At 64.4% G+C, this 14,644-nt stretch carries 11 protein-coding genes and 1 tRNA gene; 6 read left to right on the top strand and 6 right to left on the bottom strand.

The window, feature by feature from the left end:
• Positions 1-85: 85 nt before the first annotated feature.
• Positions 86-4,789, bottom strand: a complete 4,704-nt coding sequence (gene gltB, locus W911_RS14960; RefSeq protein WP_023788379.1) for a glutamate synthase large subunit — start codon at positions 4,787-4,789, stop codon at positions 86-88.
• A gap of 674 nt (positions 4,790-5,463) precedes the next feature.
• Positions 5,464-5,928: an Hsp20 family protein gene (locus tag W911_RS14955; RefSeq protein WP_023788378.1), complete on the bottom strand. Its 465-nt coding sequence runs from the start codon at positions 5,926-5,928 to the stop codon at positions 5,464-5,466.
• 324 nt (positions 5,929-6,252) lie between these two features.
• Here W911_RS14955 and W911_RS14950 point away from each other — a divergent pair, with 324 nt between their 5' ends.
• Together W911_RS14950 and W911_RS14945 are read left to right on the top strand one after the other, a co-directional pair.
• The gene (locus W911_RS14950) at positions 6,253-6,816 is read left to right on the top strand and encodes a hypothetical protein (RefSeq protein ID WP_023788377.1); all 564 of its coding nucleotides are present in this window, start codon (positions 6,253-6,255) and stop codon (positions 6,814-6,816) included.
• 108 nt (positions 6,817-6,924) lie between these two features.
• Positions 6,925-7,884, top strand: a complete 960-nt coding sequence (locus tag W911_RS14945; protein ID WP_023788376.1) for an alpha/beta fold hydrolase — start codon at positions 6,925-6,927, stop codon at positions 7,882-7,884.
• A 26-nt stretch (positions 7,885-7,910) separates the two neighbouring features.
• On the opposite strand, the gene hisN is transcribed toward W911_RS14945, so the two are convergent.
• Both hisN and W911_RS14935 read right to left on the bottom strand, forming a co-directional pair.
• Complete coding sequence (gene hisN / locus W911_RS14940; protein WP_023788375.1) at positions 7,911-8,717, bottom strand: histidinol-phosphatase; 807 nt, start codon at positions 8,715-8,717, stop codon at positions 7,911-7,913.
• An 825-nt stretch (positions 8,718-9,542) separates the two neighbouring features.
• Positions 9,543-10,436 (bottom strand): N-formylglutamate amidohydrolase, encoded by an 894-nt coding sequence (locus W911_RS14935; protein WP_023788374.1) that lies wholly within the window; start codon positions 10,434-10,436, stop codon positions 9,543-9,545.
• 417 nt (positions 10,437-10,853) lie between these two features.
• Here W911_RS14935 and cpdR point away from each other — a divergent pair, with 417 nt between their 5' ends.
• The 4 genes from cpdR to W911_RS14915 all read left to right on the top strand — a co-directional run bounded on the left by cpdR (position 10,854) and on the right by W911_RS14915 (position 12,435).
• Entirely contained in the window at positions 10,854-11,213 is a 360-nt protein-coding gene (gene cpdR / locus W911_RS14930; RefSeq protein WP_041318986.1) for a cell cycle two-component system response regulator CpdR, read from the top strand.
• Positions 11,214-11,306: 93 nt separating this feature from the next.
• Positions 11,307-11,381: transfer RNA gene (locus W911_RS14925), tRNA-Val, on the top strand.
• 32 nt (positions 11,382-11,413) lie between these two features.
• Positions 11,414-11,539 carry a type B 50S ribosomal protein L36 gene (ykgO, locus tag W911_RS14920; RefSeq protein ID WP_023788372.1) on the top strand — a complete coding sequence of 42 codons (126 nt, stop codon included), beginning with the start codon at positions 11,414-11,416 and terminating at the stop codon, positions 11,537-11,539.
• A 152-nt stretch (positions 11,540-11,691) separates the two neighbouring features.
• Positions 11,692-12,435 carry a tetratricopeptide repeat protein gene (locus tag W911_RS14915; RefSeq protein WP_023788371.1) on the top strand — a complete coding sequence of 248 codons (744 nt, stop codon included), beginning with the start codon at positions 11,692-11,694 and terminating at the stop codon, positions 12,433-12,435.
• 233 nt (positions 12,436-12,668) lie between these two features.
• Here the strand turns inward: W911_RS14915 and pyk are convergent, their stop codons facing one another.
• Both pyk and W911_RS14905 read right to left on the bottom strand, forming a co-directional pair.
• Positions 12,669-14,177 carry a pyruvate kinase gene (gene pyk, locus W911_RS14910; protein WP_023788370.1) on the bottom strand — a complete coding sequence of 503 codons (1,509 nt, stop codon included), beginning with the start codon at positions 14,175-14,177 and terminating at the stop codon, positions 12,669-12,671.
• A complete protein-coding gene (locus tag W911_RS14905; RefSeq protein ID WP_023788369.1) occupies positions 14,174-14,611 on the bottom strand; it encodes a DUF1036 domain-containing protein in 438 nt (145 codons plus the stop codon). The genes pyk and W911_RS14905 overlap by 4 nt, the downstream gene beginning before the upstream one ends.
• Positions 14,612-14,644 lie beyond the last annotated feature (33 nt).

Raw genomic sequence — 14,644 nt, 5'->3', positions numbered from 1 at the left:
TCCGTCGTCCCTCTTGCCAATGGGAAGAGAGTTTTTCCTGCTTCGCTTCGCCCGTATCTAAGGCTGTATTTCCGCGATCGGTCTCTTAGATCTGCGCTTGCACGTCGTTCGCCGCTGTCCGCGCCTTGGCGAGTTCCGCGAGCGCGCGCGCATACTCCGTCGGCATCACCTTGCGGAACTTCGGCACATAGGCGGCCCAGTCGGCCAGGATCGCCTGCGCCTTGACCGAGTTGGTGTAGTGCGCGTGCCGCACGATCAGCGCATGAAGCCGTTCGAGATCCTGCTCGCGCATGTCGCCCATGACATCCGCGAGCGCGCGGCTGGCGCTCGCACCGTTGCCCTTCGCGAGCTCGGCGATCAGCGCCGCGTCCTCCGCGATGGCTTCGAGCTGCACCATTTCCTTGTTGAGGCGCGTGTCGAAATCGCCCGCTTCGTCGAGCACATACGCGACGCCGCCCGACATGCCCGCCGCGAAGTTGCGCCCTGTCGGTCCAAGCACGACGACAACGCCGCCGGTCATGTATTCGCAGCCGTGGTCGCCCGTGCCCTCGACGACGGCATAGGCCCCCGAGTTGCGCACCGCGAACCGTTCTCCCGCCACGCCGCGGAAATAGCACTCGCCCGTGATCGCGCCGTACATCACGGTGTTGCCGACGATGATGCTCTCCTCGGGCACGATCCCCGACTTAGGATCGGGCCGCACGATGATCTTGGCGCCCGACAGCCCCTTGCCGACATAGTCGTTGCCTTCGCCCACGAGATCGAGCGTGAGCCCATGCGCAGCCCACGCGCCGAAGCTCTGCCCGGCGGTTCCCTTGAAGGTGAGCCAGATCGTGTCTTCGGGCAGTCCCGCGTGGCCGTAGAGCTTTGCGATCCGGCCCGAGAGCATCGTGCCCGCCGTGCGGTCCGTGTTCTTGATTCCGAACTCGGCCTTGACGGGCTTCTTCGCGTCGAGCGCCGGCTTCGCCACTTCGATCAGTGCGTTGTCGAGAACCTTTTCGAGACCGTGATCCTGCGTTTCGCAATGATGGATCGCGACGCCCTTCGGCGGGCGCGGCTTATGAAACATCTTGGAGAAGTCGAGCCCGCGCGCCTTCCAGTGGCTGATGGCGCGTTCCTTGTCGAGCCAATCGCTCTGTCCGACCATGTCTTGGAACGAGCGATAGCCCATGGCGGCCATGTACTCGCGTACTTCCTCAGCGATGAAGAAGAAGTAGTTGATGACGTGCTCGGGCTGGCCGGTGAAGCGCGCGCGCAAAACCGGGTCCTGCGTCGCGACGCCGACGGGGCAGGTGTTGAGGTGGCACTTGCGCATCATGATGCAGCCGGCCGCGATCAACGGTGCCGTCGAGAAGCCGAACTCGTCCGCGCCGAGCAGCGCGCCGATGATCACGTCGCGACCCGTCCTGAGCCCGCCGTCGACCTGCACCGCGATGCGCCCGCGCAGCCGGTTTCCGACCAGCGTCTGGTGCGTTTCCGCAAGCCCCATCTCCCACGGTGCGCCCGCGTGCTTGAGCGAGGTGAGGGGAGACGCGCCCGTGCCGCCCTCGTAGCCCGAGATCGTCACGTGGTCGGCGCGCGCCTTGGCGACGCCCGCCGCAACCGTGCCGACGCCCACTTCCGAGACCAGCTTCACCGACACCTGACCCTCGGGGTTGGTGTTCTTGAGGTCGAAGATGAGCTGCGCCAGGTCTTCGATGGAATAGATGTCGTGATGCGGCGGCGGCGAGATCAGGCCGACGCCGGGCGTCGAATGGCGCACTTTGGCAATCGTCGCGTCCACCTTGTGGCCCGGCAACTGTCCGCCCTCGCCGGGCTTCGCGCCCTGCGCCATCTTGATCTGCATCATGTCCGAGTTGACGAGATACTCGGTGGTGACGCCGAACCGGCCCGACGCGATCTGCTTGATCGCCGAGCGCATGGTGTCGCCGTTCGCCATCGGCTTGAAGCGGTCGACTTCCTCGCCGCCCTCGCCGGTGTTCGACTTGCCGCCGATCCGGTTCATGGCGATGGCGAGCGTCGTGTGCGCTTCGCGGCTGATGGAGCCGAAGCTCATCGCGCCGGTCGCGAAACGCTTCACGATTGCGGACGCAGGCTCAACCTCGTCGATGGGCACGGGCGCGCGGCCCATGCTGTCGGCCGAGCGGATGCGGAACAGCCCCCGGATCGTGAGAAGTTGCTCGGATTGCGCGTCGATGGCCTTCGCGAACGCGCGATACTTTTCGGGGATGCGCCCGGCCTGCGCGTCGGCAGGATCGGTTGAGCGCACGGCATGCTGCAGATCTGCAACGACGTTCGGCCGCCAGACATGCGCTTCGCCCCGCACGCGGAACGCATAGTCGCCGCCGACGTCGAGTGCGTTGGCCAGCACCGGCGCGTTGCCGAAGGCGGCCGCGTGGCGGTCGAATGTCTCCCGCGCGATCTCGCGCAAACCGACGCCCTCGATCTGCGTGTGCGTGCCCGTGAAATACTTGCGCACGAACGTGGTCCGAAGCCCCACCGCGTCGAAGATCTGCGCGCCGCAGTAGGACTGATAGGTCGAGATGCCCATCTTGGCCATGACCTTGAGCAGCGCCTTGCCCACGGCCTTGATATACTTCTTCGTGACGTCGTCGGCCTTGAGGTCCGAGCCGAGGCTCGGTGCCATTCCGGCCAGCGTGTCGAACGCGAGATAGGGGTTGATCGCCTCCGCGCCGTAGCCCGCAAGCGTGCAGAACTGGTGCACCTCGTGCGCTTCCCCCGTCTCGACGACGAGGCCCACGGACGTGCGCAATCCCTGCCGGATCAGGTGATGATGCACGGCCGATGTCGCGAGCAGAGATGGGATCGGCACGCGGTCCGGTCCCGTCAGGCGGTCGGAGAGAATGATGATGTTGTAGCGGTTGGAGCGCACGGCCTCCTCGGCTTCGGCGCAGATCACGTCGACCGCCGGTCCCATGCCGTCCGGACCGCCGTCCACCGAGTAGGTGATGTCGATGGTGATAGACGCGAAGTGGTTGTCGCGCACTTCACCGATCTGGCGAATGCGTTCGAGGTCCTCGTTCGTGAGGATCGGCTGCGCGACTTCGAGCCGCTTCGTCTTCGACGTCCCTTCGAGATCGAGAATGTTCGGCCTCGGCCCGATGAACGAAACCAGGCTCATCACCAGCTCCTCGCGGATGCTGTCGATGGGCGGGTTCGTCACCTGCGCGAAGTTCTGCTTGAAGTAGGTGTGGAGCAGCTTCGACTTCGAACTCATCGCCGAGATCGGCGAATCGTTGCCCATCGAGCCGATGGCCTCCTGCCCCGTCGCGCCCATCGGCGTCATCAGGAACTTGAGGCTCTCCTGCGTGTACCCGAACGTCTGCTGCAGATCGAGCAGCGCAACGTTGCGCGACTTCGGCGCCGCCGTGCCCTTCGCGAGCGGAAGGTCGGAGACCAGGATCTGGTTCTGCTTCACCCAGGCTTCGTAGGGATGGTTCGAGGCAAGCTCGGCCTTGAGTTCCTCGTCCGAGACGATGGCGCCCTTTTCGAGATCGATGAGCAGCATCTTTCCGGGCTGGAGCCGCCACTTCCTGACGATCTTCTCCTCCGGCACGACGATCACGCCCGCTTCCGACGCCATGATCACCATGTCGTCGTCGGTCACGATGTAGCGCGCCGGACGAAGCCCGTTACGGTCGAGCGTCGCGCCGATCTGCCGGCCGTCGGTGAAGGCCATCGCGGCGGGGCCGTCCCACGGCTCCATCAGCGCGGCGTGGTACTCGTAGAAGGCGCGCCGATTGCCATCCATCATCGGGTTGCCGGCCCACGCTTCGGGGATCAGCACCATGGCGGCGTGCGCGAGGCTGTAGCCGCCCATCACCAGGAATTCGAGCGCGTTGTCGAAGCAGGCCGTGTCGGACTGGCCTTCGTACGAGATCGGCCACAGCTTCGCGATGTCGTCCCCGTAGAGCGGCGAGGAGACGGACGCCTGCCGCGCCGCCATCCAGTTTACGTTGCCGCGCAGCGTGTTGATCTCGCCGTTGTGCGCGACCATCCGGTAGGGATGCGAAAGCTTCCACGAGGGGAACGTGTTGGTCGAGAAGCGCTGATGCACGAGCGCCATCGCCGAGACGACGCGCGGGTCCGAAAGGTCCGTGTAGTACGCACCCACCTGATAGGAGAGGAACATCCCCTTGTAGACCACGGTGCGCGACGAGAGGCTCACCGGGTAATGTCCGATGTCGCGCCCGCGATAGGAGTTATGCAGCGCGTTCGAAACGACCTTGCGCGTGAGGTAGAGACGCCGCTCGAACTCGTTCTCGCTGAGGCCGATCGGGCGGGCGATGAAGACCTGCCGGTGGACGGGTTCGGTGGCCTTGACGAGGTCGGAGAGGCAGGAGTTATCGACGGGCACATCGCGCCAGCCGAGCACGTTGAGACCTTGCTCGCCGCAGATCCGCTCCCACGCGACTTGGCAATGGGCCACAAGGCGCGCATCGCGCGGCATGAAGATCTGCCCCACGGCATATTGCAGCGCCTCGGGCAGGGAGAAGCCGAGCTTCGCGCACTCGTCCTTGAAGAAGGCGTGCGGGATCTGGATCAGCATCCCCGCGCCGTCGCCCGCGAGCGGGTCGGCGCCGACTGCGCCGCGGTGTTCGAGGTTGCACAGCATGGCCAGCGCGTCTGCAATCACGCGGTGCGATTTGGCGCCCTTGAGGTTCGCAATGAACCCCACGCCGCAGGCGTCGCGCTCCATCGCGGGATCGAACAGACCCTCGGCTTGGGGACGCTCGGTGAGGCCGGGAGAAGGCGTGGCGCGAGTCATGACTGTAGTCCTCGGGTGGTCAAGGCAGACCGGCGGTAGCGTCGGGTCTGCGGGCATCCCATCGATCCGTCGGTCGGAGTGGGTGCGCTCGTGGTCGTGAAATTGGTGCTGTCTTTCGTCACGGCCGAATGGGCGGCACGGGACAAAAGCCTGATTTGATCAGGCTTTGGCGCCGTCCGGGGGGCAACCGCTCACGAGTCGTGACAGCTTTCCAACCACCGAAGTCCATCTCCGAAAACACAGGCGAAGCGGCAATTCGTGCAACGCTTCGTTCGCATCAAGAGCCGCCCACACAGTGACCGTCTGGGGCGGGTCTGCACATAAAGGACAGCAATGCTGACCTTTCATTTCGAATGTTGCAGATTTTATCCTGCAACACAAGCATGTTTCGAACGCTTAAAAACAGCGGCTCAGTTGTGATCAAAAAATAGGCGGCGCCCAAAAGAGCCAGCGCGGACTTATCCGAAGCCTCCCGCCACTTGCGTCCGCACACAAAAACAGCGCGGCAGCGCTCGGGGCGCGACCGCGCCCCCGGCGCAAGTGCGCCGGCTCTCAACGGCCACAACGTTTATTGAGCGAAGCCTCCCGCCACTTGCGTCCGCAAACAAAAAAGAGGCGGCGACATTGCTGTCGCCGCCAGGAGAGGAGAAGGAAAACGCTAGGCTTGGGAAAGGTTAGGATTGAGCTTCGAGCTGTTTGGCCGCGTCCGCGTGACCGATGGCAATCGACCGGGGGCGCATCCGCTCGGGGAGGTTCCGCACCAGATCCACATGCAGCAGGCCGTCCTTAAGGTCGGCCGCTTTCACCTCCACGTGGTCGGCAAGCTGAAACCGGCGCTCGAAAGAGCGCGCCGCAATCCCGCGATGCAGGTAACGGCGCTGTGTCTCGGCGTCGGCCGCTTCGGCCTTCTTCTCGCCGCGCACGAGAAGCGTGCTCTCCTTCACGTCCACCTTCAGTTCATCGGGCGTGAAGCCGGCCACCGCCATCGTAATGCGGTAGTCGTTCTCGCCGAGACGCTCGATGTTGTAGGGCGGGTAGGGCGCGTCGAAATCGCCGCCGCCCACGCTGTCGAGAAGTTGGGCGAGCCGGTCGAAGCCGACGGTGGATCGATAAAGCGGAGAGAGATCGAAATGTCGCATGACAATAGTCCTCCAATGTGAAGCGACTGATCGGGGCCCGCCTCGAAGAGGCCGGGCCGCGGGATGGATACGCACCCGTCGTGTGGCGTGCGTACCAAGGGATTTAGGAGCCCTCCGCCGGGCTTCAAGAGGGTGGGCGATCGCGAGTTGGATGAGGTGTTGCAATCCTGCCAGCTTTAACCGGACGGGAGCAAAACCTGCGCCCTTCATGTGCCGTTCATGTTGCTGGAACGACGTTCGAAAACGGCACTGCGCGCTGAACCGAACGCTGCGGGCCCAACCAGAGTTAAGCGCTCAGCAACGGGTAAGACACGGGAGTAAGCCATGAGAGCGTCCACCGTTACGGCCGGCGTCGTCGCCGCGCTTGTTCTTGCAGCGAACCCACTCGTTACGGGGAGCGCCGTCGCGGGCGACCCCTTCTTCGCCGACGAAGGCGCGCCCTACAACGATCGGCCCTACGCCGAGGAATACGTTTACGAGAGCGAGACCTACGAGCGGACGTCTCCGCCGCAATACCAGTCCTACAAAGACGACCCCGCCGACGTGAAGGGCGCGATCAAGGATGGCTATCCCGTTCCCATGCCGCCGCCCGTATACGGAGAGGCCGCGCCTCCGCCGCTCCCGCCGAAGCGCGTCGATCGCTTTGCATGTCTCGAAAGCTGGCAGCTTGAGGAGCGCTTGAGGGACGACGGCTGGACCGACATCGACGCCCGGAGCACGCGCCGCGGCGTCACCCGCATCAAGGCGCGGCGCGACGACACGGGGCGTCCGTTTACGCTTCGGGTGGACCGTTGCTCCGGCGAGCTGATTTCCGCGCGCCCGAGCTACAAGGTGTTCGGTGAGCATCGCCCGCGTTATCGCGATCACCGCTGGGTCCGCGATTATTGAGGGACGCGCTCGGCGGTCTACGTTCTCTAGGTCACGACGTGGTAGTCTTTCGCGCCGGGTGATTTGCACGTTGCACCCGGCGCGAGGAAACACGGGGTGAGACCGGCCATGAAGCTCGTTGCGTTGGCCAAGAATCCGGTGCCGGGCGGCGCCGTTCCGGGCGAGTTGAAAACGCCGGACGGCGCGCGTTTGCGGTTCGTGCGCTGGGAAGCCACGCGCGGCCCCCGCCGCGGCACGGTGTGCCTCCTCGGCGGTCGCGGCGAGTTTGCCGAGAAATATTTCGAGGTCGTGGCAGATTTGCGCCGGCGCGGTTTTGCCGTGGCCACGATGGATTGGCGCGGCCAGGGCGGCTCGTCGCGCCCACTCGCCAATCCTCGCAAAGGTCATATCCGCTCGTTCGCCGAGTACGACGCCGACCTCACGCTGTTCATGCGCGAGATCGTGTTGCCCGATTGCCCGCCGCCGTTCATCGCGCTCGGGCATTCCATGGGGGGCAACATCCTCTTGCACAACGCGGCTCGGCCCGGCTCGTGGTTCGACCGCATGATCCTCACCGCGCCCATGATCGCGCTCGCGGATGAGAAGGTGGGCTATCCGCAGTCCGTCGCGCGCGCCTATGCCGAAGTGGGCTGCCTTCTCGGACTTTCGCGCAACTACGTGCGGGGCGGCTCGGATGTGGCCATCGAGCAGGGGCCCTTCGAAGGCAACATCCTCACCTCGGATCGCGAACGTTGGTACCGCAACAAGGCCGTGCTCGACACCGAGCCGGCCCTCGCCCTCGGCTCTCCCACGGTGGGCTGGCTTCGCGCGGCATACCGTTCCATGGGGATTGTTTCGGCGGAGGGCTTCGCGGCCTCTGTCCGCGTGCCGATGATGGTGTTCGTCGCGGGCAAGGACGAAGTGGTCTCGTCCGGTGCCGCCGAGGATTTCGCCGTGGGGCTCAAGGTCGGGACCCACGTCCTGCTGCCGTCGGCGCGCCACGAGATCCTGCAGGAGGCCGACCCCATCCGCCTGCGCTTCTGGGCGGCCTTCGACGCCTACATGGGTCTCAGCGAAGCGGCTGCCTGACCAGAGCGCGCCTCGCTCACGCCCCCTTATCGATTGAGCAGCTTCATCACCTTTTCATGTAACGCCGGGTCGCCGACGGCGACGATCCGGCCGCCTTCGGTGGCGGGCCGCCCGTCCCACGTCGTCATGCGCCCGCCCGCGCGCTCCACGATGGGAATGAGCGCGGCGATATCGTAGCTCTTGAGCCCAGCCTCGACCACGACGTCGACGAAACCCGCAGCCAACATGCAATAGGCGTAGCAGTCGCCGCCGAAGCGGGTCATACGCGCATCCTTTTTCACGCGGAGGAACGCCTCTGTCTCGGCGCCCGGCTCCAGCAGGTCGGGGCTCGTGGTCATCAGCACGGCATCCTTGACGCGCGGGCAAGCGCGGGTGCGGATCCGCCTCGCCCGCCCGCCGGCCTCCTGGAGATGAGAGCCCCGCTTGCCCGACCAGAACCGCTCTCCGGTAAAGGGCTGGTCCATCACGCCGAGCACCGGCTCGCCCTCGTGCAGGAGACCGATCAGCGTGCCCCACATCGGAACGCCGGTGATGAACGAGCGCGTCCCGTCGATGGGATCGACCACCCATTGGTAGGCCGCGTCCGGACGCTGCGCCCCGTACTCCTCGCCGATGACGCCATGGTCGGGCGCCCGCTCGCGGATCAGCCGGGTAATGGCCCGTTCCGCCGCCTGATCCGCCTTGGTGACGGGATCGAAGCCCTTGGGCCCGCCTTTGTCGGCCACATCCAGCCGTTTGCGGAAGTAAGGGCGGATCACGGCCCGCGAACGGTCCGCCAGATCGTGGGCGAGGACGAGGAGATCTTCGAAGCGGGCGTTGGTGCGCGAACTCACGATTGTTATCCGGGACTTAAGTTGAACGGGGACGAGAGCAAAAGTAGGACGAAGTACACTTCACCAAAACACATATGCTCAGAGTAGAACAAGAAAGGTCTGAGCATTGTGTTGCGGGCGCGCACCATATTCACCATAAACACGGCCTGTAACTATGCCGTAAGTTGCCGCTTGTCGCGAACAGAGGCATACAAATTCTGCGGTTTCGGGAGCGACTGCTTCTCCACCGCAGCCCATTACGGGCGTTTCCTCCCTGGACTTGGGCCGTTCGCTCGCACGAACGGCCTCTTTTTGACAGGGATCGCGTTCCACGCGCCGGCCGCACAGCGGCACCCGACCTCACGCCTTCTGCCCCTCGCCGCCGTAATGGCAGCTCTGCATTTTTTGCACTTCCATTTCGGGTCGCAGGTCGCGATATTTTTGCAGTGCGACATGGTTGAGCTTCGCTCGCCGTGTCGTTGCCCTCCTTGGGCGTTTCCTCCCTAGACTTGGGCCGTCCATACCCTGGACGGCCCTTTTTTTGTCGGGTTCCCGTTGCGGCGCTGTAGCGCACGGAAACATCAGCAAAAATAGGGTATAACGGCCGCACTCGATGCTGCCGCGGCGGGCAGTGTTGCGCGACAACCTCGGTTGGCGCATCGCAGCACGGATCGTCGCCCCTGGGGCTTGTAGATTGCCGCGCTGCAGCATAGATTGATGATGTGAGAACGCGGCTTGCCGCGTGATCACTGCCCTCCTTGGGCGTTTCCTCCCTAGACTTGGGCCGTCCATACCCTGGACGGCCCTTTTTTCTTGCTCGGCCGCAGGTGAATTTGTCCGCGCCGTCTACTCGGCCGCCGCTCGCTGTTCGAGGGCGGCGGGAAGCGTCGAAAACAGCGTCCCGGCAATCCGCGTCAGGTCTGCCTTGAGGCGTTGGAAGCCCCGCCCAGGCGTGAAACGCGCTTCGTTGAGATACAGCGCCCGGTTAATCTCGATTTGCACGGCGTGCACGCCCTCCAACGGGCGTCCGTAGTGTTCGGTGATGTAGCCGCCGGCGTAAGGCCGGTTGAGATGCACGTCGTAGCCGCTGCCTGTGAGCGCCTCCTTGAGCGTGCGCGTGAGTTTTGGATCGCACGCAACGCCAAACCTGTCGCCGATCACGAAGTCCGGGCGCGGCCCACTGCTTTGGGCCATCTGCGCCGACGGCATTGAATGGCAGTCGATGAGGACGGCATAACCGAACAGGGCTTTCGTTTCGGCGATGAGTTCTGCGAGTGCGCCGTGGAATGGAAAGTAGAGGTGATCGATCCGCGCCAGTGCCTGCTCCACGCTGAGGCGCGACGCGTAGATTTCCTCGCCGTCGGCCACGATGCGCGCGATCGTGCCGAGCCCGCCGATCACCCGCACCGATTGTGAGTTGGCATAATCCGGCAGCGGATCCGCAAACAGCTCCGGATCGAGTTCATAGGGTTCCCGGTTCACGTCGAGATAGGCGCGCGGAAACTGTGCCGAAATCAACGGCACGCCGAGCGCGGCCGCGCCTTCGAAAAGCTCGTCGACGAAACAATCCTCGGACTTCCTGAGCGTCATCGGATCGAGCCGTGACTGTTCGAGGAACGCGCGCGGGTAAATTCGACCGGAATGCGGCGAGCAGAGGACGAACGGTGCGCTCTGAACCTTGGGCTTGAGCACCGAGAACGGCGGCTCGAAATCGGTAATGAAGGAGGAATACGCGGTCATAGGGTCCTGATAACGAAGAGGGTCCGCTTGACGCGTCGCAACCGGCGAGGGCACCCGCTTATGGCCGGAGGCGAGGATTGCGTGTCCAGCATCGGCGCAAAGCGCCAGCGTCTGGACTGTAGGTTTGGGACAGTGTGCCAACGTCGCAGCACTCTGTCCACGCTGCAAAGGCCGTGAAAGGCGCGCCAGCCGCAGAAAAATTTAAGCGTTTCGCGCATCTCCGCAAGCACGGCCCGCCGCTTGCTGTACATAATCGGTGCAACTGCCACGAGGGGGGCTCCGTGCCAATTCGGTTCACGCTCCGTTTACCAAACTCGCGTCAGATTCGCGTCAGATTCATGTGTCTCTTGAGACCGATCCCGATAAATCGACCCACGGTAGCCACTCCCCATGACCGTCAATCCCTCGCGTGTTCCGATGTGTAGAATTCTTCTGGCGGAGGACGACGATTCGATGCGCGGCTTCCTGGAGCGCGCGCTCGGCAAGGCGGGCTACGAGGTCACCTCGTTCGCCAACGGCGAGGAAGCCTACGAGCGCCTCCGCGAGGAGCCCTTCACGCTGCTGCTGACCGATATCGTCATGCCGCGCATGGACGGCATCGAGCTGGCCCGCCGCGCGGCAGAGATCGATCCTGATCTCAAGATCATGTTCATCACCGGCTTCGCGGCCGTGATCCTCAACAGCGAGAACGCCACGCCCAAGGAGGCCCGCGTCCTCTCGAAGCCCTTCCATCTCAAGGATCTGGTGCGCGAGGTGGAGCGCCTTTTAGCGGCGTGAAAGAATGCGGCGGTCGGACCTGCGCTTCGTCCTTGCCACCCCGCTTCAATGCCAGTATACGAGGCGCTTCCGCATGACAATCCGGGCTCGGATGGGCACTTAGCTCAGCGGTAGAGCACTACCTTGACATGGTAGGGGTCACAGGTTCGATCCCTGTAGTGCCCACCATCCGCCGGCCTCGACTCTATGGATTTGGTACGATGAAGGTCAGAAATTCGCTGAAGTCCCTGCGCGCGCGCCATCGCGACAATCGCCTCGTTCGGCGCAAGGGGCGTCTCTACATCATCAACAAGACGCAGCGCCGCTTCAAGGCCCGTCAGGGTTGATCGGTGGGCGCGCCGATGTGCGCAGCCCCCTTTGTTCAGTAATGCTTCCGCCCGGCACCCCTGGTGTGCGGGCGGTTTCGCTTGGGCGCCTGCCCCTTCGAGGATGAGAGCGCCCCTTTGACGGCAGGCACCGTCCTCCCTATCTTGACGGGATGAAGCAGATCAAGCCCGGCCGCAAGGTCCTCAGCGCCGCAATCCTGGCCCTCGCATTCGCGCCTGCCGCCGCTCAGGTCGAACTTCCTTTGCCGGGATCGCCGGGTCCTAAATCCGGTCCTGCGTTTCCGGGCGCGCCAGAGCCGCGCATAGCGCCGGTTCCTCCCAGAGTGCCACCTGCACCCGATCCCCAGTCTAAGGCGCCCCAAGCCGGGACGGAGAAGGAGGCCGCAGCTTCCCCCGCGACAGGGCCCGAGCAGCGCGCGCAACTCCTCGAAGAACTCTACGGACGGCTCGCCACCGCTCCCGACGAGGAAACGGGTACGCAGATCTCAACCGCTATCGAGCAGCTCTGGCAGCATTCCGGCAGCCCGACAGCGGATTTGTTGATGGCCCGCGCCGCCGCCGCGACCGAAGCCGAGCGGCGCGATCTGGCGATGAAACTGCTCAACGCGGCCGTGGAGCTGCAACCGGATTACGCCGAGGCCTGGAACCGCCGCGCGTACCTCTTCTATCTCGAAAACGACTACACCCGCGCGCTCGGTGACATCCGCCGCGTGCTCGCGCTTGAGCCGCAGCACTTCAAGGCCATCGAAGGCCTCGCCAACATTCTCCATCATCTCGACGAGAAGAAAGCAGCCCTCGAAGCCTACGAGAGCCTGCTCAAGGTGCACCCCATGGCGCCCGGCGCGAAAAAGATCGCCGACGATCTGCGCGTGGAAGTCGAGGGGCGCGGTATTTAGCGTCCGTCCTTTTTATGGAAACGGGGCATCCGCCTCACCGGCGCCCGTTATCCGAAGCTTCTCTCAGCTTGTGTCCGAAAACAAAAATGGCGCGTGAGCGCCCGGGAGCAAGGCGACCCGGCGGTCATGGCGGAGCCATGCTTCGCATGGACTGCGCCGGCCATCCACCGGCGCCATGCCCCTTATCCGAAGCTTCTCGCAACTTGCGTACGAAACAAAAAAACCGGAGAGCGTTACGGCGCGAGCTTCGGCGGCGGACGCTTGTCCACCGGCACCTTGCCACCGACGGGCACATATTCGGGAACGTGGCCGTCCGGCAAACCGTGCTCGTCCACGAAGGCGAGGCGGATCATGTTCGTGGCACCCGGAGAGCCGAGCGGCACGCCGCACGTGATCACCACACCCTGGCCGGGCTTCACGAAGTTGCCTTCGTAAGCGATGCGGGTTGCCTTGCGCACCATGTCGGCAAGGTCTTCCGGATCGCCCGTCAGCACGGTTTCGATGCCCCACACGAGGGTCAGCCGCTGCGCCGTTCGCGCAATCGGCGTGAGCCCGATGACAGGCAGGTTCGGCCGTTCGCGTGCAACGCGCAGCGCCGTGGACCCGGTCGCCGTGTAGCAAAGGATCGCCGCCACTTTCACGGTGTCGGAGATGGCGTGCGCGGCCACCGCGATTGCGTCTGCGCCCGTCGGCACAGGCGGAAGATCGATGGCGTGAACCAGAGTGTCGTAGCTCGGATCGTGTTCGACCTCGCGCGCGATGCGGTTCATCATCTGAATGGTCTCGACCGGGTATTGCCCGACCGCGGATTCGCCCGAAAGCATGATGGCGTCCGCGCCGTCGAACACGGCGGTCGCCACGTCCGAGACTTCCGCGCGCGTCGGCATCGGCGACGTGGTCATGCTTTCCAGCATCTGCGTCGCGACGACGATCGGCTTGCCGGCGCTGCGCGCCTTGCGCGTGATCTTCTTCTGCAGACCGGGCACGCGCTCGACCGGCATCTCGACGCCAAGATCGCCGCGCGCCACCATGAAGCCGTCGCCGGCTGCGATGATGTCGTCGATTTCATCGATCGCGGAGGGCTTTTCGATCTTGGCGAGCACGGCGGCCCGCCCGTCGATGATGCGCTTCGCCTCGATGACGTCCTCGGCACGCTGCACGAACGAAAGCGCGATCCAGTCGGCCCCGACCTTGAGCGCGAGGTCGAGGTCTTCACGGTCTTTTTCGGTGAGCGGGCTCACGGCGAGAACGGTGTCGGGGAGCGAGAGACCCTTTCGGTTCGACATGATGCCGCCGGTCACCACCTCGGCCACGATGTCGCCCTTGCCGCTTTCGATCACGCGCATCCGGAGCTTGCCGTCGTCGATGAGCAGCGCATCGCCCGGTTTCACCGCATCGAAAATCGGCGCGTGAGGCAGGCTGACACGCTGAGACGTGCCGGGCTCTCCGCTCTGGTCGAAACGGAAAAGCTCGCCCGCCTTGACGAGCGTGCGTCCGTCGACGAACTCGCCGAGCCGGAACTTGGGCCCCTGGAGGTCGCAGAGGACGCCGATCGAGCAGCGGTGCTTGTCGGAGACATCGCGAATGGTCCGCACCAGGCCGCGGGCCGCGTCGTGTCCCGTGTGGCTCATGTTGACGCGGAAAACGTCCACGCCCGCAACGAACAGGCGCTCGATCACGTCCGGAGCGGACGACGCGGGCCCGAGCGTCGCTACGATTTTGACCCGCCTATCACGCCTCATTGCCCGCTTTGTCCTTTATCTTCAGGATCGGTGAGGCGAACCGTCCATTCGGTCGCCTCGCCCGTATCGACTTCGTAAAAACCCGTGCGCTTATAGCCGCGTTTGGGGCAATCCAGAACACCGCGGATGGCAAACGATTTGTCGTCGGTGCACATGAAGTTGGTGCCGGCCCATTCGCCGCCGCGATCGTAGTCGACCGCGTGGACGTAGATAAACCGGCTCGGCACGGCACCTTTCAAGAGCGTTTCGCATGTCTGCGACGCGATGTTCCACCACCCTTCCGTCGCCCATCCGTCCGCGTCCTGATAGCCGATCGAAACGCCGATGCGGCTTTGGGTGGCGTTGCAGAACTTGAGATCTGCGAGCGCGGCATCGGGGACGAGGGCGATAAGGAGGGTCGCCCCGAGCGGAAAGAATCGGAATTTCGGGCTCATGGTTGCACGGGAAGTGTAACGGCCTGACGTAAC

The sequence above is a fragment of the Hyphomicrobium nitrativorans NL23 genome (assembly GCF_000503895.1).
In the GTDB taxonomy this organism is placed as follows: Bacteria; Pseudomonadota; Alphaproteobacteria; order Rhizobiales; family Hyphomicrobiaceae; genus Hyphomicrobium_C; species Hyphomicrobium_C nitrativorans.
Note: the sequence above shows the minus strand (reverse complement) of the source record. Positions and strands in the feature narration are given on the sequence as shown.

What these genes read in the sequence shown, in the direction of transcription:
- gltB (WP_023788379.1), bottom strand. Translation starts at nt 4,789, where the DNA reads ATGACTCGCGCCACGCCTTCTCCCGGCCTCACCGAGCGTCCCCAAGCC.
- W911_RS14955 (WP_023788378.1), bottom strand. Translation starts at nt 5,928, where the DNA reads ATGCGACATTTCGATCTCTCTCCGCTTTATCGATCCACCGTCGGCTTC.
- W911_RS14950 (WP_023788377.1), top strand. Translation starts at nt 6,253, where the DNA reads ATGAGAGCGTCCACCGTTACGGCCGGCGTCGTCGCCGCGCTTGTTCTT.
- W911_RS14945 (WP_023788376.1), top strand. Translation starts at nt 6,925, where the DNA reads ATGAAGCTCGTTGCGTTGGCCAAGAATCCGGTGCCGGGCGGCGCCGTT.
- W911_RS14935 (WP_023788374.1), bottom strand. Translation starts at nt 10,436, where the DNA reads ATGACCGCGTATTCCTCCTTCATTACCGATTTCGAGCCGCCGTTCTCG.
- cpdR (WP_041318986.1), top strand. Translation starts at nt 10,854, where the DNA reads ATGTGTAGAATTCTTCTGGCGGAGGACGACGATTCGATGCGCGGCTTC.
- ykgO (WP_023788372.1), top strand. Translation starts at nt 11,414, where the DNA reads ATGAAGGTCAGAAATTCGCTGAAGTCCCTGCGCGCGCGCCATCGCGAC.
- W911_RS14915 (WP_023788371.1), top strand. Translation starts at nt 11,692, where the DNA reads ATGAAGCAGATCAAGCCCGGCCGCAAGGTCCTCAGCGCCGCAATCCTG.
- pyk (WP_023788370.1), bottom strand. Translation starts at nt 14,177, where the DNA reads ATGAGGCGTGATAGGCGGGTCAAAATCGTAGCGACGCTCGGGCCCGCG.
- W911_RS14905 (WP_023788369.1), bottom strand. Translation starts at nt 14,611, where the DNA reads ATGAGCCCGAAATTCCGATTCTTTCCGCTCGGGGCGACCCTCCTTATC.